The organism is Dactylosporangium sp. NPDC051541, from assembly GCF_044454505.1.
Classification (GTDB): domain Bacteria; phylum Actinomycetota; class Actinomycetes; order Mycobacteriales; family Micromonosporaceae; genus Dactylosporangium.
The window spans coordinates 95,960-115,797 of sequence record NZ_JBITDU010000011.1 but is presented as its reverse complement, the minus strand read 5'-3'; the positions used below and the strand labels follow the sequence as shown (position 1 = coordinate 115,797).

The 19,838-nt window shown below is 67.6% G+C and carries 18 protein-coding genes and 3 tRNA genes; all 21 read left to right on the top strand.

Features of this window, described 5'->3' with window-relative positions; genetic code table 11:
- The first annotated feature begins 26 nt into the window (after positions 1 to 26).
- The 21 genes from ACIA8L_RS38820 (at position 27) to fusA (ending at position 19,721) form a co-directional block, all read left to right on the top strand.
- Positions 27 to 99, top strand: a tRNA-Thr gene (locus ACIA8L_RS38820).
- A 33-nt stretch (positions 100 to 132) separates the two neighbouring features.
- Positions 133 to 205, top strand: a tRNA-Met gene (locus ACIA8L_RS38815).
- 111 nt (positions 206 to 316) lie between these two features.
- Positions 317 to 484, top strand: a complete 168-nt coding sequence (gene rpmG, locus ACIA8L_RS38810) for a 50S ribosomal protein L33 (RefSeq protein ID WP_350619868.1) — start codon at positions 317 to 319, stop codon at positions 482 to 484.
- A gap of 256 nt (positions 485 to 740) precedes the next feature.
- A complete protein-coding gene (locus tag ACIA8L_RS38805) occupies positions 741 to 1,187 on the top strand; it encodes a MaoC family dehydratase N-terminal domain-containing protein (RefSeq protein ID WP_395912487.1) in 447 nt (148 codons plus the stop codon).
- Positions 1,188 to 1,189: 2 nt separating this feature from the next.
- Positions 1,190 to 1,591, top strand: coding sequence for a MaoC family dehydratase (locus tag ACIA8L_RS38800; RefSeq protein ID WP_395912486.1), 402 nt, complete (start codon positions 1,190 to 1,192; stop codon positions 1,589 to 1,591).
- Positions 1,592 to 1,698: 107 nt separating this feature from the next.
- Positions 1,699 to 1,771: transfer RNA gene (locus tag ACIA8L_RS38795), tRNA-Trp, on the top strand.
- Between the two features lie 212 nt (positions 1,772 to 1,983).
- A complete protein-coding gene (gene secE / locus ACIA8L_RS38790; protein WP_395912484.1) occupies positions 1,984 to 2,472 on the top strand; it encodes a preprotein translocase subunit SecE in 489 nt (162 codons plus the stop codon).
- A gap of 85 nt (positions 2,473 to 2,557) precedes the next feature.
- Positions 2,558 to 3,253 (top strand): transcription termination/antitermination protein NusG, encoded by a 696-nt coding sequence (nusG, locus tag ACIA8L_RS38785; protein WP_395912483.1) that lies wholly within the window; start codon positions 2,558 to 2,560, stop codon positions 3,251 to 3,253.
- A gap of 140 nt (positions 3,254 to 3,393) precedes the next feature.
- On the top strand, positions 3,394 to 3,825 hold the full coding sequence (gene rplK / locus ACIA8L_RS38780; protein ID WP_395912482.1) for a 50S ribosomal protein L11: 432 nt from the start codon (positions 3,394 to 3,396) through the stop codon (positions 3,823 to 3,825).
- Positions 3,826 to 3,900: 75 nt separating this feature from the next.
- Positions 3,901 to 4,635 (top strand): 50S ribosomal protein L1, encoded by a 735-nt coding sequence (gene rplA, locus ACIA8L_RS38775; protein ID WP_395912481.1) that lies wholly within the window; start codon positions 3,901 to 3,903, stop codon positions 4,633 to 4,635.
- Positions 4,636 to 4,705: 70 nt separating this feature from the next.
- Positions 4,706 to 5,434 carry an ATP-binding cassette domain-containing protein gene (locus ACIA8L_RS38770; protein WP_395912479.1) on the top strand — a complete coding sequence of 243 codons (729 nt, stop codon included), beginning with the start codon at positions 4,706 to 4,708 and terminating at the stop codon, positions 5,432 to 5,434.
- Complete coding sequence (locus ACIA8L_RS38765; protein WP_395912477.1) at positions 5,431 to 6,120, top strand: hypothetical protein; 690 nt, start codon at positions 5,431 to 5,433, stop codon at positions 6,118 to 6,120. Before ACIA8L_RS38770 ends, ACIA8L_RS38765 begins: the two co-directional genes overlap by 4 nt.
- A 236-nt stretch (positions 6,121 to 6,356) precedes the next feature.
- Positions 6,357 to 6,905 (top strand): 50S ribosomal protein L10, encoded by a 549-nt coding sequence (gene rplJ / locus ACIA8L_RS38760; RefSeq protein WP_395912475.1) that lies wholly within the window; start codon positions 6,357 to 6,359, stop codon positions 6,903 to 6,905.
- 46 nt (positions 6,906 to 6,951) lie between these two features.
- The gene (gene rplL, locus ACIA8L_RS38755) at positions 6,952 to 7,338 is read left to right on the top strand and encodes a 50S ribosomal protein L7/L12 (RefSeq protein WP_395912474.1); all 387 of its coding nucleotides are present in this window, start codon (positions 6,952 to 6,954) and stop codon (positions 7,336 to 7,338) included.
- A gap of 537 nt (positions 7,339 to 7,875) precedes the next feature.
- Entirely contained in the window at positions 7,876 to 11,301 is a 3,426-nt protein-coding gene (locus tag ACIA8L_RS38750) for a DNA-directed RNA polymerase subunit beta (RefSeq protein ID WP_395912472.1), read from the top strand.
- A 94-nt stretch (positions 11,302 to 11,395) separates the two neighbouring features.
- Positions 11,396 to 15,283 carry a DNA-directed RNA polymerase subunit beta' gene (locus ACIA8L_RS38745; RefSeq protein WP_395912471.1) on the top strand — a complete coding sequence of 1,296 codons (3,888 nt, stop codon included), beginning with the start codon at positions 11,396 to 11,398 and terminating at the stop codon, positions 15,281 to 15,283.
- A gap of 199 nt (positions 15,284 to 15,482) precedes the next feature.
- The gene (locus tag ACIA8L_RS38740; RefSeq protein ID WP_395912469.1) at positions 15,483 to 15,818 is read left to right on the top strand and encodes a hypothetical protein; all 336 of its coding nucleotides are present in this window, start codon (positions 15,483 to 15,485) and stop codon (positions 15,816 to 15,818) included.
- 2 nt (positions 15,819 to 15,820) lie between these two features.
- Positions 15,821 to 16,378, top strand: a complete 558-nt coding sequence (locus tag ACIA8L_RS38735) for a hypothetical protein (protein ID WP_395912467.1) — start codon at positions 15,821 to 15,823, stop codon at positions 16,376 to 16,378.
- Between the two features lie 351 nt (positions 16,379 to 16,729).
- Positions 16,730 to 17,104: a 30S ribosomal protein S12 gene (gene rpsL, locus ACIA8L_RS38730; RefSeq protein ID WP_033357671.1), complete on the top strand. Its 375-nt coding sequence runs from the start codon at positions 16,730 to 16,732 to the stop codon at positions 17,102 to 17,104.
- Position 17,105: 1 nt separating this feature from the next.
- Positions 17,106 to 17,576: a 30S ribosomal protein S7 gene (rpsG, locus tag ACIA8L_RS38725; RefSeq protein WP_360374664.1), complete on the top strand. Its 471-nt coding sequence runs from the start codon at positions 17,106 to 17,108 to the stop codon at positions 17,574 to 17,576.
- A 45-nt stretch (positions 17,577 to 17,621) separates the two neighbouring features.
- Positions 17,622 to 19,721, top strand: a complete 2,100-nt coding sequence (gene fusA, locus ACIA8L_RS38720; protein ID WP_395912465.1) for an elongation factor G — start codon at positions 17,622 to 17,624, stop codon at positions 19,719 to 19,721.
- The last annotated feature ends 117 nt before the right edge of the window (positions 19,722 to 19,838 follow it).

The window sequence follows — 19,838 nt, the reverse complement described above, 5'->3', positions numbered from 1 at the left end:
GGACCGTCAGGGAACGTAGGCGATGCGCCCCCTTAGCTCAGTCGGCAGAGCGTCTCCATGGTAAGGAGAAGGTCTACGGTTCGATTCCGTAAGGGGGCTCGAGACCGGGCTTGAGACATCGAGTCCGCCCGCGGCGGTGTAGCTCAGATGGCAGAGCAAGCGGCTCATAATCGCTGTGTCGCCGGTTCAAGTCCGGCCACCGCTACAGAGGCACTACGGGACGCCCGATTGGGCGTCCAACTGTGTGAGCCGCTATGCTGGTTCGCTGGGTCTGAATCCCACCCCACTTTGAAGCTCTGAAGGAAGGCACTTCGCCATGGCCAAGGCGACCGACGTTCGTCCGAAGATCACGCTGGCGTGCACGGAGTGCAAAGAGCGCAACTACATCACCAAGAAGAACCGGCGCAACGACCCGGACCGCATCGAGCTGAAGAAGTTCTGCCCCCGGGACGGCAAGCACACCCTGCACCGCGAAACGCGATAAAAAGCAACAACCGATAAAGGCAAGGCTGAGGATTCCGGGCCGCTTCGCTCCCGCCCGGGCAGGGGGCTCCGCGCCCCCCACACCCCCGGCCACCTCATACGACACGCCACGAAGCCCCGGCCGCGAAGGTCGGGGCTTCGTCGCGCTCGAGAAAGCCGAGCGCTCGAGCAGCCAAGCGCTGGAGAAGACGAGCGCCGGAGAAGCCAAGCAAAGCCCAACCAAAGGCCATGACCGGCCGACCGGTAAATTCCTCGGCATGCCGCTTGATCAGTCGTTCCTGGGCCGGGTGTACCCGCCGACCCCGCCGTATGAGGTGGGGAGGGAGAAGATTCGCGAGTTCGCCGACGCGATCTTCGCCGCCGACCCCGTGCACCGTGACCTCGCCGAGGCCCGGGCCAAGGGCTACAGCGACGTGATCGCGCCGCCCACCTTCGCGATCATCCTCAGCCAGAACGCCGGCCAGCAGCTCGTCGACGACCCGCACTTCGGCCTGGACTACAGCCGGGTCGTGCACGGCGGCCAGACGTTCCGCTACGTGCGGCCCATCCAGGCCGGCGACCACCTCGTCACCGTGATGGCGGTGGAGGAGATCAGCAGCCGGGCCGGGCACGCGTTTCTCACCACCCGGCATGAAGTTTCCACCGTCGAGGGTGAACCGGTCGTGACGATCTGGACCCGGCTCGTGATCCGTGGGGAGGGCTGACAATGCAGCCAGGCACCGAGTTCCCGACCCAGACCTTCCGGGTCACCCGCGCCACCCTGGTGCGCTACGCGGGCGCGTCCGGCGACTTCAACCCGATCCACTGGAACGACCGGCAGGCGACCGCCGTCGGCCTCCCCGGTGTAATCGCGCACGGCATGCTCACCATGGGGCTGGCCGGGCAGGCGGTGGCATGCTGGGTTGGTGGTACCGCCGCGATCGTGGAATTTTCCACCCGTTTCGCGAACCCCGTCGTCGTGCCCGATGACGACGAGGGCACCGAGATCGTCATCGCTGGAGTGGTGAAGAAGGCCCTGGATGACGGCCTGGTGCAGATCGATGTCACCGCGACGTGCCGGGGGGACAAGATCCTCGGGGCGGCGAAGGCGATCGTCCGTAGCTCCTAGAGGGGGGTGGTTGGGATATCCCGTCAGGAACCCGTACACTGGTCCGCCGTGGGGTGAGCAACTCGACACAGGCGCAACAAGGCCTGTGTGGAGGACCTTTCTCACGAAGGGGTGTGGCGCAATTGGTAGCGCAGCGGTCTCCAAAACCGCAGGTTGCAGGTTCGAGTCCTGTCGCCCCTGCGCCGAAGGCCTGACCTGGGCCCGGTGCACCCGGCTGGAAGGCCGGGGCGTCGGCCACAGCGGTCACGGTTCGACTGACCGAGCGCCGCCGGCTCCTGCCGGTGACCGCGGCCGAAGCCGAACCGGTGGTCTACGGGTCGAGCATCGGACCCGGGGTCTTGCTGCCGGCCGAAACGGACCGAGCACTCGCGAGATCACGGAAGAGGGCGAAAGTGGCCGAACGCAGGCGACGCGGGACCAACCCCGCCGACGATCGCCGTGAAGAGGAGCTCAGCGCCGAGGACGCCGCCATCGAGGAAGAGTTCGCTGACGAGCTGGACCGCCTCGACACCACCGACGACGTCGACGACGCCGACGAGGATGACCTCGACGACGATGACGACGACTCGAGCCGCAACGGCCGGGCCAAGGGCAAGGCCAAGGACGCGAAGTCCAAGGACCTGAAGGACCGGCCGAGCAAGAAGATCAAGGTCAAAGAGGGCGGCTCCAACAACATCTTCGCGCGGCTCATCAACTTCATCCGCGAGGTTGTCGCCGAGCTGCGTAAAGTTATCTGGCCGACCCGCAAGGAGCTGACCACCTACACCCTGGTCGTAGTGGTGTTCGTGATCGTCATGCTGGCTATCGTCGGCGGCCTCGACTACGGCTTCGCCAAGCTCGTCCTCTGGTCCTTCGGCAACGGCAGCGCGGCCGACCAGTAGGCGGTCGGCGGCGCCGGGATCAACCAGCCGGGGGATCATGCGGCCGGCGCCACAAACCGAAGACAGACAGACGGAAGTGAGCAGCGTGCAGGAATTCGACGAGACGCCCGGAACCGACGACGAGGAGCACGAGGAAGCGTCGACGGTGATGACGGCCGCCAGCCCGACGGTGGCGTCTGAAGCCGAGGACCCCGTCGCCGAGCTGCGTGCCGCACTGCGCTTCGCGCCCGGTGACTGGTTTGTCGTGCACTCCTACGCCGGCTACGAGAACAAGGTCAAGACCAACCTCGAGACCCGCATCACGAGCCTCGACATGGAAGAGTTCATCTACCAGGTCGAGGTCCCGACGCGCGAAGAGGTCGAGATCAAGAACGGTAAGCGCACCCAGGTGCAGAACAAGGTCTTCCCCGGCTACATCCTCGTCCGGATGGAGCTCACCCCGGAGTCCTACTCGTGCGTGCGTAACACGCCGGGTGTCACCGGCTTCGTCGGCGCGACGGACCGGGCCGACCGCCCGGCGCCGCTGTCGCTCGACGAGGTGCTCAAGTGGCTGGCTCCCGCGGTCCAGCCGGAGGCGGGCAAGAAGGCCGGCAAGCCCGAGGTCAAGGTCCTCGACTTCGAGGTCGGCGACTCGGTCACCGTCACCGACGGCGCGTTCGCCTCGCTGCAGGCGACGATCAGCGAGATCAACGCCGACCAGCAGAAGCTCAAGGTGCTGGTCTCGATCTTCGGCCGTGAGACCCCGGTCGAGCTGAACTTCAACCAGGTCACCAAGATCTGAATCCGGCGGCCCAAAGGCCCTGGTCAAGATCTCAATAGAGCCTGCGGTACGCTTGAGCGTCCGGCCACAGTCGCCGGGCGCTCACGCGTGCGTATTGACCGCACGAAACACGATTCCAGCCCAGGAAGACGAAAACAGCCATGCCTCCGAAGAAGAAGCTCGTCAAGACCTTCACGCTTCAGCTGCCGGGCGGCCAGGCCACGCCGGCGCCGCCGGTCGGCCCCGCCCTCGGTCAGCACGGCGTGAACATCATGGAGTTCGTCAAGGCGTACAACGCCCAGACGGAGTCCATGCGCGGTGACATCATCCCGGCGCAGATCAGCGTCTACGAGGACCGCACGTTCACGTTCATCCTGAAGACCCCGCCCGCCGCGCGCCTGCTGCTCAAGGCCGCCGGTGTGCCGAAGGGCTCGGGTGTGCCGCAGAAGGACAAGGTCGGCTCGATCACCAAGGCGCAGCTGCGCGAGGTGGCCGAGAAGAAGATGGCCGACCTCAACGCGAACGACATCGAGATGGCCGAGCGGATCATCGCCGGCACCGCCCGGTCCATGGGCATCACCGTCAAGGACTGACGCACCCCCGCACAGCACAAGTGGGAGGGCGCCCATCGAGGCGCCCGCACTGAGACCACAGGAGAAAACAGCGACATGTCGCAGCACGGCAAGAACTACCGCAAGGCCGTCGACCAGGTCGACCGCAACGCGCTCTACAGCCCCTTCGCCGCCGTCCGGCTGGCGAAGCAGACCACGACCGTGAAGTTCGACCCCACCGTCGAGGTGGCCATGCGCCTGGGTGTCGACCCGCGCAAGGCCGACCAGATGGTCCGCGGCACGGTCAACCTCCCGCACGGCACCGGCAAGACCGCCCGCGTCATCGTCTTCGCGCAGGGCCCCAAGGCCGCCGAGGCCGAGGCCGCCGGCGCCGACGCGGTCGGCACGGACGAGCTGGTCGCCCGCATTCAGGAGGGCTGGCTGGACTTCGACGCCGCGATCGCCACGCCCGACCAGATGGCCAAGATCGGCCGGATCGCGCGGATCCTGGGCCCGCGCGGCCTGATGCCGAACCCGAAGACGGGCACGGTGACCATGGACGTCACCAAGGCGGTCAACGAGATCAAGGGTGGCAAGATCACCTACCGCGTGGACAAGCACTCGAACCTGCACCTGATCATCGGCAAGGCGAGCTTCTCCGAGCAGCAGCTGGTCGAGAACTACGCGGCGGTCCTCGACGAGGTCAACCGGGCCAAGCCCTCGGCGGCCAAGGGCAAGTACCTCCGGAAGATCTTCCTCACCACCACCATGGGCCCGGGCATCCCGGTCGACCCGAGCAAGACCCGCAACCTCCTCGAGGACGACAGCATCACCCCTGGAGCAGCGGAGTAGCAACGACGCTCAGCAATCTCCCAGCCGACTGGGAACACCCGGGACAGCATGCCTATGGCACGCTGTCCCGGTGCGTTTGCAGGACGTGTGGTTCCGATACGGCCGTCGCGCACCCTGGACGCTGCGCGCCGTCGACCTGGCGCTGGAGCCGGGTGAGACCGCGATCGTGGCCGGGCCCAACGGTGCCGGCAAGTCAACGCTGCTGCAATTGGCGGCGGGGGTACTGCGCCCAGGCCGGGGCGTCATCGCGGAGCGCCCGGAGGTCGTGGGCTGGGTCCCCGAGCGCTTCCCGGCCGACCAGCCGTTCACGGCCCGGGCCTACCTCACCCACATGGGCCGGGTCCGCGGCCTGGACGCCGGCGCCGACATCGAGCGCTGGGCCCAGCGGCTCGACTTCGGCCACTTCCTCGACGTGCGGCTCGGCCGGCTGTCGAAGGGCTCGGCCCAGAAGGTCGGCCTGGTGCAGGCGCTGCTGCAGCCGCCCGGCCTGCTCGTGCTCGACGAGCCCTGGGAGGGTCTCGACGCGCAGACCCGGGAACAGGTCCCGGCGATCGTCGCCGAGGTCGTCGGCCGCGGCGGGTCCGTGCTCGTCAGTGACCACCTGGGCGAGGTCGCGCGGCTGCCCGGCGCGCGCCGCTGGCACGTCCGCGACGGCGAGGTGCACGCCGGCGAGCGCCCGGGTGCCAAGAAGGTGATCGAGCTGGCCGTCGACGCCGCGGACGCCGGTGACGTGGTGTCGCGCCTGCGCTCGGCCGGCTTCGATGTGCTGTCGGTGCGGGATGAGGTACCCCAGCGATGAATGCCCTTGTCCGGATGCGCCTGACCGGCTTTGTGCAGACCGGTCGCGCCGCGGCTCCGCTCTTCTGCGCCCTCGTGGTCCTCTCGATCCTCTACGGTGGCGGCCAGGCTCAGGCCGGCGAGGCCTACGGCGTCTCCGCGGCGATCCTGTTCGCGGTGCTGGCCTGGCAGACCAAGATCCTCATGGACGTAGAGCCGGACGTCCAGCGGCGGCTGGGCCGGGTCGCGGCCGGCGGACCCGGGCGGGAGATCGCGGCCGGGCTGATCGCCGCCCTCGTGGCCGGTCTGCCCGCGATCCTCATCGCGCTGATCCTGCCCTGGGTCGTCGGCGGCGTGACGACCCCGCGCGCCGGTGACCCGCCGCTGTCCACCGGCATCGCGCTCGGCGTCTGGGCCCACCTGCTGTTGCTGTTGCCGGCCGTGGTCCTGGGGGCGCTGGCCAGCCGGGCCGTGACGGTGCACACCGGGCGCGGGCTGACCGTGCTGGTGGCCGGCATCGTGTTCGCGATCGTGTTCGGGCTCAAGAGCTTCCCGGTGCCGTGGCTGGCCCCGCCGGTGATGACGACCGCCCGCGACACGGTCGGTGCCGCGCACCTGCCGACGATCGCCGTCACCACGCTGTGGGCCCTGGTCTGGAGCGCCGTCTTCACCCTCGTCTACGCGCGGATACGACGCGAACAGGCGTGATTTGGTGAAAGCGCGCTCGGTCACGTACTGTTGCAGCGCAAACCCGAAGACCGCTGGTCATATCCGCGTGAGCGGATATCGAAAGCCCCGCCGCAATGCGGGCGACCCGCGCAGGGACGATGCGAGCGACGACGGCACGATCTGTGCCCACCGAAGCCCCGTGCGCCCCTGCGCCCGGGGCGTTTTTCATTGCCCGGGGCTGGTGACCAGCTCTGTAGCAAGGAGAGAGGAGGGACATGGCGGACAAGCCGGTTCGAGACGACAAGGCCACTTCGGTCGCGGAACTCACTGACAAGTTCCGGGGCTCCTCGGCCACCGTGCTGACCGAGTACCGCGGCCTGACCGTGGCGCAGCTCAAGACCCTGCGCCGCAACCTGGGCCGCGAGACCACGTACGCCGTCGCGAAGAACACGCTCGCGAAGCGTGCCGCGACCGATGCGGGCATCAGCGGACTCGACGATTTGTTCTCCGGTCCTACCGCGCTCGCCTTCGTCGGCGGGGACCCCGTGGAGGCGGCCAAGAGCCTCCGCGAGTTCGCGAAGGCCAACCCGATGCTCGTCATCAAGGGCGGCGTCTTCGAGGGCAAGGCCATCAGCGCGGACGAGGTCCGTCGCCTGGCCGACCTGGAGTCCCGTGAGGTGCTGCTGGCGAAGCTGGCCGGCGCCATGAAGGGCAACCTGTCCAAGGCCGCGGCGCTGTTCCAGGCTCCGCTGTCGAAGGCCGTCCGCACCGCTCAGGCCCTGGTGGACAAGCGCGCGCAGGAAGCCGGTGGCGCGGCCGAATAGTCCGGCCCGCCCCCGTTAGTCAAAACTTTTGAGAGGAAACGCCACCATGGCGAAGCTGAGCACCGACGAACTCCTCGACGCGTTCAAGGAGATGACGCTGATCGAGCTCTCCGAGTTCGTGAAGCAGTTCGAAGAGGTCTTCGAGGTCACCGCGGCCGCCCCGGTCGCCATCGCGCAGGGTGGCGGTGGCGGCGGCGCCGCGGCCGAGCCCGTCGAGGAGCAGAGCGAGTTCGACCTCGTCCTCGAGGCCGACGGCGGCAAGAAGATCCAGGTCATCAAGGTCGTCCGCGAGCTGACCGGCCTGGGCCTCAAGGAGGCCAAGGACCTCGTCGAGGCCGCGCCGAAGGCCGTCCTGGAGAAGGTCAACAAGGAGACCGCCGAGAAGGGCAAGGCCAAGCTCGAGGCCGAGGGCGCCAAGGTTACCCTCAAGTAACCTGCTCCACTCGTACAGCGAGATCGAGACGGCCGCCGGACTCCGGCGGCCGTCTTCTTTCTTAAGCAACTTGTAAGGACCCCAAGATCTAGGGGGCCGACCACAACACTTAGTGGTCGGTGTGCGAGATATCTGTCACGAAGCCCCGACGCGCGTGGGAACCCTTGACGCGATGACCGGCGGGCAGGCACGCTAATCAGGCACTGCCTTCCGCGGACGCGGCGGCCGGGCGGACCGACCAGATGTGCCCCGACCCTTCTTGGGCCCGGCTCAGCGCGCATCGCCAGGATTCCGCAGGCCACGACCGATGCGAGCGGCTCGGCCGGTGAGGAAACGATCTTCAAAAAAGGTCGTTGGAAACATCGTGCACGATGCCGCTGGACAGCGGTGAGCCTTGCGGCTACACTGCTAGTTTGCGCTGTCTTCTGACTTCACCTTCGGCGTGAGGTGTCCCTTCATGGGCTCCTCCACATCGGGGGTCGTCAGGCTGCACGCGAAACGGCCTGTCTGCACCACCGGTCCTCGGAAGGACGCATCTTGGCAGCTTCCCGCCCTGCGAAGACCAGTTCGAGCGCTTACGCTCCCCGCCGGGTCTCCTTCGGCAGGATCACCGAACACCTTGAGGTTCCCAACCTCCTCGCCATCCAAACCGACTCGTTCGACTGGTTGGTTGGCAATGAGGCTTGGCAGAGCCGCTCGTCCGGTGATCAGCACGCCCGTTCCGGGCTCGCGGAGATCCTCGAAGAGATCAGTCCTATTGAGGACTTCTCCGGCACGATGTCGCTGTCGTTCTCCGCGCCCCGCTTCGATGAGGTCAAGGCCCCGATCGAGGAGTGCAAAGAGAAGGACCTGACCTACTGCGCCCCGCTGTTCGTGACCGCGGAGTTCACCAACCACACCACCGGCGAGATCAAGAGCCAGACGGTGTTCATGGGTGACTTCCCGATGATGACGCCCAAGGGCACCTTCATCATCAACGGCACCGAGCGCGTCGTGGTGAGCCAGCTCGTCCGCTCGCCGGGCGTGTATTTCGACAAGCAGCCGGACAAGACCTCCGACCGCGACCTCACCAGTGTCAAGGTCATCCCGAGCCGGGGTGCCTGGCTCGAGTTCGACATCGACAAGCGCGACACCGTCGGTGTCCGCATCGACCGCAAGCGCCGGCAGGCGGTCTCCGTCCTGCTCAAGGCCATCGGCTGGTCCGCCGAGCGGATTCGTGAGAAGTTCGGCTGGTCCGAGCTCATGATGACCACGCTCGAGAAGGACCACATCGCCGGCCAGGACGAGGCGCTGCTGGACATCTACCGCAAGCTGCGGCCTGGTGAGCCGCCGACGCGGGAGAACGCGCAGAACCTCCTCGACAACCTGTTCTTCAACCCGAAGCGGTACGACGTCGCCAAGGTTGGTCGATACAAGTTCAACAAGAAGCTCGAACTGGGTCTGCCGATCAACCAGGGCGTCCTGACCGAAGAGGACATCGTCGCCACGGTCGAGTACCTCTGCCGCCTGCACACGGGCGAAGAGGGCTACGAGGCCGACGACATCGACCACTTCGGCAACCGGCGGCTGCGCACGGTCGGCGAGCTCATCCAGAACCAGGTCCGCGTGGGCCTGTCCCGGATGGAGCGCGTCGTCCGCGAACGCATGACCACCCAGGACGTCGAGGCGATCACGCCGCAGACCCTGATCAACATCCGTCCCGTCGTGGCGGCGATCAAGGAGTTCTTCGGCACCTCACAGCTCTCGCAGTTCATGGACCAGACCAACCCGCTGGCGGGCCTGACCCACCGGCGCCGGCTGAGCGCGCTCGGCCCGGGTGGTCTGTCCCGTGAGCGGGCCGGCTTCGAGGTCCGTGACGTGCACCCGTCGCACTACGGCCGCATGTGCCCGATCGAGACCCCTGAGGGTCCCAACATCGGTCTCATCGGCGCGCTCTCGACGTTCGCGCGGGTCAACCCGTTCGGCTTCGTCGAGACGCCCTACCGCAAGGTCGTCGACGGCAAGGTGACCGACCAGATCGACTACCTGACCGCGGACGAGGAGGACCGGTTCGTCAAGGCGCAGGCCAACGCTCCGCTGAAGAGCGACGGCAACTTCGCCGAGGACCGGATCCTGGTTCGCCGGAAGGGCGGTGAGGTCGACAACGTCCCCGCCGAGCAGGTCGACTACATGGACGTGTCGCCGCGGCAGATGACCTCGGTCGCGACCGCGATGATCCCGTTCCTTGAGCACGACGACGCCAACCGGGCACTGATGGGCGCCAACATGCAGCGCCAGGCCGTGCCGCTGGTCAAGGCGGAGTCGCCGCTGGTCGGCACCGGCATGGAATACCGTGCCGCGGTCGACGCCGGCGACGTGGTCGTGGCCGAGGTCGGCGGGGTCGTCGAGGACATGTGCGCCGACTACGTCACCGTCCACCAGGACGACGGCCACCGCCGGACCTACCTGCTGCACAAGTTCCGCCGCTCCAACTCCGGCTCCTGCGTCAACCAGAAGCCGGTGATCTTCGAGGGGCAGCGGGTCGAGGCGGGGCAGGTCATCGCCGACGGCCCGTGCACCGACGAGGGCGAGATGGCGCTCGGGCGCAACCTGCTCGTGGCGTTCATGCCCTGGGAGGGGCACAACTACGAAGACGCGATCATCCTGTCCCAGAAGCTGGTGCAGAACGACGTCCTCACCTCGATCCACATCGAGGAGCACGAGGTCGACGCGCGCGACACCAAGCTGGGGCCGGAGGAGATCACCCGCGACATCCCGAACGTCAGCGAGGAAATGCTCGCCGACCTCGACGAGCGGGGGATCATCCGGATCGGCGCCGAGGTGGTCACCGGCGACATCCTCGTCGGCAAGGTCACGCCCAAGGGTGAGACCGAGCTGACCCCGGAGGAGCGGCTGCTGCGCGCGATCTTCGGTGAGAAGGCCCGCGAGGTCCGCGACACCAGCCTCAAGGTGCCGCACGGCGAGACTGGCACGGTCATCGGCGTGCGGACGTTCAGCCGCGAGGACGGCGACGAGCTGTCCCCGGGCGTGAACGAGCTGGTGCGCGTCTACGTGGCCCAGAAGCGGAAGATCCAGGACGGCGACAAGCTCGCCGGCCGCCACGGCAACAAGGGTGTCATCTCCAAGATCCTGCCGGTCGAGGACATGCCGTTCCTCGAGGACGGGACCCCGGTCGACATCGTCCTCAACCCGCTCGGTGTGCCGAGCCGTATGAACATCGGGCAGGTCCTGGAAACCCACCTCGGGTGGGTGGCCAAGACCGGCTGGAAGATCGACGGCGACGAACACGAGTGGCAGCGCGCCCTGAAGGCCATCAACGCGGGGGAGTCCGAGCCGGACACCAACGTGGCGACCCCGGTCTTCGACGGCGCCAAGGAGGAGGAGATCGCCGGCCTGATGAGCAGCACGCTGCCCAACCGGGACGGCAAGCAGCTCATCGGGGCCAGCGGCAAGGCGCGGCTGTTCGACGGCCGCTCCGGCGAGCCGCTGCCGGACCCGATCGCGGTCGGCTACATCTACATCCTGAAGCTCAACCACCTGGTCGACGACAAGATCCACGCCCGCTCCACCGGTCCCTACTCCATGATCACGCAGCAGCCGCTGGGTGGTAAGGCGCAGTTCGGTGGTCAGCGCTTCGGTGAAATGGAGTGCTGGGCGATGCAGGCCTACGGCGCGGCTTACGCGCTGCAGGAGCTGCTCACGATCAAGTCCGACGACGTCCTCGGACGCGTCAAGGTCTACGAGGCGATCGTCAAGGGCGAGAACATCCCGGAGCCGGGTATCCCGGAGTCCTTCAAGGTGCTCCTCAAGGAGCTGCAGTCGCTGTGCCTGAACGTTGAGGTGCTCTCCAGCGACGGTGTGGCCCTCGAGATGCGCGAGACGGACGACGAGGTGTTCCGGGCCGCCGAGGAGTTGGGCATCGACCTCTCGCGGCGCGAGCCGAGCAGCGTCGAGGAAGTTTGATTCGCGGTTGATGCCCCTGCCGGTGACGGTGGGGGCATCAAGCCCCGCGACCTAGCAATTACCCGAGCAACTGAATCGTGAGGACATAGACGAAGTGCTCGACGTCAACTACTTCGACGAGCTCCGCATCGGCCTGGCCACAGCCGACGACATCCGGCAGTGGTCGCACGGCGAGGTCAAGAAGCCTGAGACGATCAACTACCGCACCCTGAAGCCGGAAAAGGACGGGCTCTTCTGCGAGAAGATCTTCGGCCCGACCCGGGACTGGGAGTGCTACTGCGGTAAGTACAAGCGGGTCCGCTTCAAGGGCATCATCTGCGAGCGCTGCGGCGTCGAGGTGACCCGGGCGAAGGTCCGCCGTGAGCGCATGGGCCACATCGAGCTCGCCGCGCCGGTCACGCACATCTGGTACTTCAAGGGTGTGCCCAGCCGGCTCGGCTACCTGCTCGACCTGGCTCCGAAGGACCTCGAGAAGATCATCTACTTCGCGTCGTACGTGATCACCAGCGTCGACAAGGAGGCCCGCCACCGCGACCTGGCGACCCTCGAGAACGAGGTGTCGGCCGAGAAGCGGCAGGCGGAGAACGCGCGCGACTCCGAGATCGAGAAGCGGGCCGCCAAGCTGGAGCAGGACCTGGCCGAGCTCGAGGCCGAGGGTGCGAAGGCCGACGTGCGCCGCAAGGTCAAGGAGGCCGGCGAGCGCGAGATGCGGCAGATGCGCGATCGCGCCCAGCGCGAGATCGACCGTCTCGACGAGGTCATGGACACGTTCCGCAAGCTGGAGCGCAAGAACCTCATCACCGACGAGCTGCTCTACCGCGAGCTGCGCGACCGGTTCGGTGAGTACTTCAACGGAGCCATGGGCGCTGAGGCGATCAAGGCCCTGCTGGAGAACCTCGACCTGGATGACGAGGCCGAGCTGCTGCGCGAGACCATCCGCAGCGGCAAGGGCCAGCGCAAGATCCGGGCGCTCAAGCGCCTCAAGGTCGTGGCCGCGTTCCTCAACACCGCCAACTCGCCGCTGGGCATGGTGCTGGACTGCGTCCCGGTCATCCCGCCGGACCTGCGCCCGATGGTGCAGCTCGACGGTGGCCGCTTCGCCACCAGCGACCTCAACGACCTCTACCGGCGCGTGATCAACCGGAACAACCGGCTCAAGCGCCTGATCGACCTGGGCGCCCCCGAGATCATCGTCAACAACGAGAAGCGGATGCTGCAGGAGGCCGTCGACGCGCTGTTCGACAACGGCCGCCGCGGCCGCCCCGTCACCGGCCCGGGCAACCGGCCGCTGAAGTCGCTCTCCGACATGCTCAAGGGCAAGCAGGGCCGGTTCCGGCAGAACCTGCTGGGCAAGCGCGTCGACTACTCCGGCCGTTCGGTCATCGTCGTCGGCCCGCAGCTCAAGCTGCACCAGTGCGGCCTGCCCAAGCAGATGGCCCTGGAGCTGTTCAAGCCGTTCGTGATGAAGCGCCTGGTCGATCTCAACCACGCGCAGAACATCAAGTCGGCCAAGCGCATGGTCGAGCGTCAGCGCCCGGTCGTGTGGGACGTGCTGGAGGAGGTCATCGCGGAGCACCCGGTGCTGCTCAACCGCGCGCCGACCCTGCACCGCCTGGGCATCCAGGCCTTCGAGCCGCAGCTGGTCGAGGGCAAGGCGATCCAGATCCACCCGCTCGTCTGCACCGCCTTCAACGCCGACTTCGACGGCGACCAGATGGCCGTGCACGTGCCGCTGTCCGCGGAGGCGCAGGCCGAGGCCCGCATCCTCATGCTGTCCAGCAACAACATCCTCAAGCCGGCCGACGGCAAGCCGGTCACCATGCCCACGCAGGACATGGTCATCGGCCTCTACCACCTCTCGCACATCCAGAAGAACCTGCTCGGTGAGGGGCGCACCTTCAGCTCCGACGCCGAGGCGCGGATGGCGTTCGACAACGGCGAGCTGCACCTGCAGGCGCCGGTGAAGATCCGGCTGCGGGACATCATCGGTGTCGACAACGGCGCCGGTGCCCAGCCGTGGGAGGCCCCGGAGGGCTGGCAGCCGGGCGAGCCGGTGATCGTCGAGACGACGCTCGGGCGCGTGCTGTTCAACGAGGCGCTGCCCGTGGGGTACCGCTTCGTGAACTACGAGATCCGCAAGGGTCAGCTCTCGGCGATCGTCAACGACCTCGCCGAGCGCTTCCCGAAGGTCTCCCTCGCGGCGGCCCTCGACGCGCTCAAGCTGGCCGGCTTCCACTGGGCCACCTGGTCCGGCGTCACCATCGGCATGGAGGACGTCATCCAGCCGCCTCGTAAGCGCGAGATCCTCGAGCGCTACGAGAAGGAGGCCGAGCGGATCGACAAGCAGTACCAGCGTGGTCTCATGACCGCCGAGGAGCGCCGCGGCGAGCTCATCGAGATCTGGACCAAGGCGACCGGCGAGGTGGCCAAGGAGATGGAGAGCGCGCTGCCGCGCGAAAACCCGCTGTGGAAGATGATCAACTCGGGTGCCCGCGGTAACCTCCTCCAGCTCCGCCAGATCGCCGCGATCCGCGGCCTGGTGGCCAACCCGAAGGGCGAGATCATCCCGCGGCCGATCAAGGCCAGCTACCGGGAGGGTCTGTCCGTGCTGGAGTACTTCATCTCCACCCACGGTGCCCGCAAGGGTCTGGCCGACACCGCGCTGCGGACCGCCGACTCGGGTTACCTGACCCGTCGTCTGGTCGACGTCTCGCAGGACGTCATCATCCGCGAGGAGGACTGCGGCACCGACCGCGCCATCCCGATGGCGGTCGGCGAGCTCGCCGACGGTGTCCTGCGGATCCACCAGCACGCGGAGACCGGTGTGCACGCCCGCACCCTGGCCGACGACGTGCGGGACAAGGACGGCCGGATCGTCGCCGAGCGCGGCACGGACATCAACTCGATCGTGGTCGACCTGCTCATCGCGGCCGGCACCGAGAACGTCCGGGTCCGCAGCGTGCTCACCTGCGAGTCGAAGCTGGGCGTCTGTGGCGCCTGCTACGGCCGGTCGCTGCCCACGGGCAAGACGGTCGACGTCGGCGAGGCGGTCGGCATCATCGCCGCCCAGTCGATCGGTGAGCCGGGCACGCAGCTGACGATGCGTACCTTCCACACCGGTGGCGTCGCGGGTGAGGACATCACCCAGGGTCTGCCGCGTGTCACGGAAATCTTCGAGGCCCGCGTGCCGAAGGGTAAGGCGCCCATCGCCGACACCCCCGGCCGCGTGCGCATCGAGGACGGCGAGCGGATGCGGAAGATCATCATCGTGCCGGACGACGGCAGCGACGAGATCGTCCACGACAAGCTCAGCCGGCGGGTCAAGCTGCGCATCCAGGACGGCGAGCACGTCGAGGTGGGCGAGAAGCTCACCGAGGGCACGATCGACCCGCACGAGCTGCTGCGCATCATGGGTCCCCGGGCGGTGCAGGTGCACCTCACGTCCGAGGTCCAGGAGGTGTACCGCTCGCAGGGTGTGCTCATCCACGACAAGCACATCGAGATCATCATCCGGCAGATGCTCAAGCGGGTGACGGTCATCGACTCCGGCTCGACCGAGTTCCTGCCGGGTGTGCTCGTCGACCGCGCGATGTTCGAGGCGGAGAACCGCCGCGTCGTCGCCGAGGGTGGCGAGCCGGCCGCGGGCCGGCCGGTGCTGATGGGCATCACCAAGGCGTCGCTGGCGACGGAGTCGTGGCTGTCCGCGGCCTCGTTCCAGGAGACGACCCGGGTGCTGACCGATGCCGCGATCCACGCGCGCAGCGACTCGCTGATCGGTCTGAAGGAGAACGTGATCATCGGTAAGCTCATCCCGGCCGGTACTGGCATCAGCAAGTACCGCAGCATCCGGGTCGAGCCGACCGAGGAGGCGAAGGCCAAGGTCTACTCGATGACGGGCTACCCGGAGGCCGACTACGGCTTCGGGCCCGCGAGCGGCCAGGCAGTCCCGCTGGACGACTTCGACCTGGGCTCCTTCCGCTAGACAAGGCACAACGAAAGGGCGGGGATCTTCGGGTCCCCGCCCTTTCGCTGTCCCGGAAAGCACGACGGCCGGGCCTCGCTCGCGGCGGACGCGGCGCCTGAACGACCGGCAGTGACCACGTGTGGCAGGGGGTGCGGGTGGGCGGAGCCCCATGCCGGGGAGGGAGCAACGCGACCGCGCAACGCAGTAGAGTCGCCTGGTGACGTCTTCCACCCGGCATCCATTGGATCCGGACCCGGTCCGGGCGACCAAGGCCACGGCCGTGTTCAGCCTGGGCCTGCTCTCGGTCGTCACCGGGCCGTTCCTCGGCGGGGTGATCCCGGCCACGCTGGCGCTGCTCATGGCCCGGGAGTCGCACCGGGAGCTGGTCGCCGCAGAGGGCTTCCTGCTGGGCGCCCGGCGCATCCGCAGCGGCATCCGGCTCGCCTGGACCGGGATCGTGCTCGCCATCGCCGGCCTGGTCGTGCTGGCCATCATCGGGCTGCTGCACTACGCCCGGCAGCGCGGCACCGACTTCGACTCGACGGTGAACTAGAGATGGCCTACCCGCCGCCGTATCAGCCGCAGCCGCCGGGCTACGGCCAGCCCGCCCCCTACGGTCAGCCGCCCGCCTACGGCCAGCTGCCCCCCGGCTACGGCCAGCCGGCGGGCTACGGAGCGCCGCCGCCGCTGTATCCGCCGCCCATGCCGCCGTCGCCGCCGATCGCCCCCGCGATGCGGGTCGACGTCATCCAGGGCACCCCGTTCGGGGTCGCCTACCCGGCCGTCGCGGCCACGCCCAGCGGCCCCTCCATCGGCTCCCTGGTCGCCGGCATCGCCTCGATCCTGGTCGCGCTGTTCGCGATGTGCCTCGGGGTCACCGGTGCGCAGGAGGGCTGGGGCCTCGCCGCGGCCGGAGCGTTCACCGTCCTGGGTGTCTTTCTCGGCGCCGGCGCGATCGGCTTGGCCCTCGCCTCGCTCCGGCAGATCCGCCGGGCGGCGGGCTCGGGCGCCACGATCTCCGGCCGCGGGATGGCCATCACCGGCATCGTTCTCGGCTGCGTCGGTGCTGGTCTGGCCCTCCTGGTGATTCTGCTGACGATCGTCATGTCCTAGATCAAATGCCGTTTGACGACCAGAAACAGGGCCCCCGAACGCTTCGATCGGCGACCAGGTACTCTTGGTGCGAAGAGTGTTCCGCCGATCGGCCCGCCGGGCGATTTTGACCAGCGTCCTTACGGTGGGTACTCTTTCCCCTCGTGCCCGGCTTTGTCGGGCAACTCGTGCGTGCGCCCAACTCGGCTCCCGCTCCGCGGGAGTGAGGGTGGGCGTGGACCACAACCCCGGGCTGGGATTCAACGGGCCGGGTCGCGGACGCGGCGACACGCCCGACCGCGTGTGCCGGTCACACGGGGCATAACAAGAAGAAGACGTGCGGCCGGGAGGCCGAAGGGAGAGGCAGGCCCAGTGCCTACGATCCAGCAGCTGGTCCGCAAGGGCCGCCAGGCGAAGCTGAGCAAGACCAAGACGCCGGCGCTCAAGGGAAGCCCGCAGCGGCGGGGCGTCTGCACGCGTGTGTACACCACCACGCCGAAGAAGCCCAACTCGGCGCTTCGCAAGGTGGCCCGTGTGCGACTGAGCAACGGCATCGAGGTGACGGCCTACATCCCGGGTGTCGGTCACAACCTTCAGGAGCACTCGATCGTGCTCGTGCGCGGCGGCCGGGTGAAGGACCTCCCCGGCGTCCGGTACAAGATCATCCGTGGTTCGCTGGACACCCAGGGCGTCCGCAACCGCAAGCAGGCTCGCAGCCGTTACGGCGCGAAGAAGGAGAAGAGCTGACATGCCGCGTAAAGGCCCCGCGCCGCGCCGGCCGCTCGTGGCGGACCCGGTCTACAACTCCCTGCTTGTCACCCAGCTGATCAACAAGATCCTGGTCGAGGGCAAGCGGCAGCTCGCCGAGCGCATCGTGTACAGCGCGCTCGAGGGTGCCCGCGAGAAGACCGGGACCGACCCCGTGGTGACGCTCAAGCGCGCCATGGACAACGTCAAGCCGACCCTCGAGGTCCGCAGCCGCCGTGTCGGTGGCGCGACCTATCAGGTGCCGGTCGAGGTCCGCCCTCCCCGGGCGACGACGCTGGGCCTGCGCTGGCTGGTCAGCTACTCCCGCGCCCGGCGCGAGAAGACCATGACCGAGCGGCTCATGAACGAGCTGCTCGACGCCAGCAACGGCCTCGGGGCTTCGGTGAAGCGCCGCGAGGACACCCACAAGATGGCGGAGTCCAACAAGGCCTTCGCGCACTACCGCTGGTAAGCAAGCGCCCCCAGCATCCGACGAGAGACGAAGTAGGGATTTGTAGTGGCTGCCGCAGACGCCGCCCTCGCCAAGGTCCGCAACATCGGCATCATGGCGCACATCGACGCCGGTAAGACGACGACGACCGAGCGCATCCTCTTCTACACCGGCATCACGTACAAGATCGGCGAGGTCCACGAGGGCGCGGCGGTCATGGACTGGATGGAGCAGGAGCAGGAGCGCGGCATCACCATCACCTCCGCCGCCACGAAGTGCGAGTGGAAGGGCCACACGATCCAGATCATCGACACGCCCGGCCACGTCGACTTCACGGTCGAGGTCGAGCGGTCGCTGCGCGTCCTCGACGGCGCGGTTGCGGTCTACGACGGTGTGGCCGGCGTGGAGCCGCAGACCGAGAACGTGTGGCGGCAGGCGGACAAGTACAACGTCCCGCGTATGTGCTTCGTCAACAAGCTGGACCGGACCGGGGCCGACTTCTTCCGCTGCGTGCAGATGATGGTCGACCGGCTCAACGCCACCCCGCTGGTGCTGCAGATCCCGATCGGGCTCGAAGGCGACCACATCGGCGTTGTCGACCTTCTGGAGATGCGCGCGCTGACCTGGCGCGGCGAGACCCAGAAGGGCGAGGACTACGCGATCGAGGACATCCCGGAGCACCTGGTCGAGCAGGCCAACGAGTACCGGGACAAGCTCCTCGAGACCCTCTCGGAGACCGACGACGACATCATGGTCCGCTACCTCGACGGCGACTCGTTCGACGTCAAGGAGCTCAAGGCCGCGATCCGCAAGGCGACCATCGCCGGCAAGCTCAACCCGGTCGTGTGCGGCTCGGCGTTCAAGAACAAGGGCGTCCAGCCCATGCTCGACGCCGTGGTCGACTTCCTGCCGTCGCCGCTGGACATCCCGGCGGTCGAGGGTGTCGCGACCGACGGCGAGACGCCGCTGAAGCGCAAGCCGTCCAACGACGAGCCCTTCTCCGCGCTGGCCTTCAAGATCCAGACGGACAAGCACCTCGGCAAGCTGACCTACGTCCGTCTCTACTCGGGCACGCTCGAGTCCGGTTCCCAGGTGGTCAACTCCACCAAGGACCGCAAGGAGCGGATCGGCAAGATCTACCAGATGCACGCCAACAAGCGTGAAGAGCGTCCCAGTGCTCAGGCCGGGGACATCATCGCCGTGCAGGGTCTCAAGCAGACCACCACCGGCGACACGCTGTGCGACCCGGCCAACCCGGTCATCCTCGAGTCGATGACGTTCCCGGAGCCGGTCATCCAGGTGGCCATCGAGCCGAAGAGCAAGGCCGACCAGGAGAAGCTGGGCACCGCGATCCAGCGTCTGGCCGAGGAGGACCCGACCTTCCGCGTCAAGAACGACGAGGAGACCGGTCAGACGATCATCGCCGGTATGGGCGAGCTCCACCTCGACATCCTGGTCGACCGCATGCGCCGCGAGTTCAGCGTCGAGGCCAACATCGGCAAGCCGCAGGTGGCCTACCGCGAGACCATCAAGGGCACCGTGGACAAGATCGACTTTGTCCACAAGAAGCAGACCGGTGGCTCGGGTCAATACGCGAAGGTCGTCGTCAAGCTCGAGCCGCTCGAAATGACGGCCGACGGCGCGACCTACGAGTTCGTCAACGCGGTCTCGGGCGGTCGCATCCCGAAGGAGTTCATCCCTTCGGTCGACGCCGGCGCCCAGGACGCGATGCAATACGGCGTGTTGGCCGGCTACCCGATGGTGGGTGTCAAGCTGACGCTGCTGGACGGCCAGTACCACGAGGTCGACTCGTCGGAGATGGCATTCAAGATCGCTGGTTCGATGGTGATGAAGGAAGCGGCCCGCCGGGCCACTCCCGCACTCCTTGAGCCGCTGATGGCCGTCGAGGTCACCACCCCGGAAGAGAACATGGGTGATGTCATCGGCGACCTCAACTCCCGGCGTGGCACCATCCAGGCGATGGAGGAGCGTGGCGGCGCCCGTGTCGTCCGCGCCACCGTGCCGTTGTCGGAAATGTTCGGCTACGTCGGCGACCTGCGGTCGAAGACTCAGGGCCGGGCGAGCTACTCGATGCAGTTCGACTCCTACGCCGAGGTTCCCGCGAACGTGGCGAAGGAAATCATCGCGAAAGCCACCGGGGAGTAAGACTCCCGGTAGTTGGCCGTGAGGCTGTGTCAGCGGGGCTGAGGTTCCGGCTGTGAAAAGCCGGAGCCGGCCAGACCCAAGTCGACAGGGTGCGTCGGCGCTTCCAGCGTCGGCGCA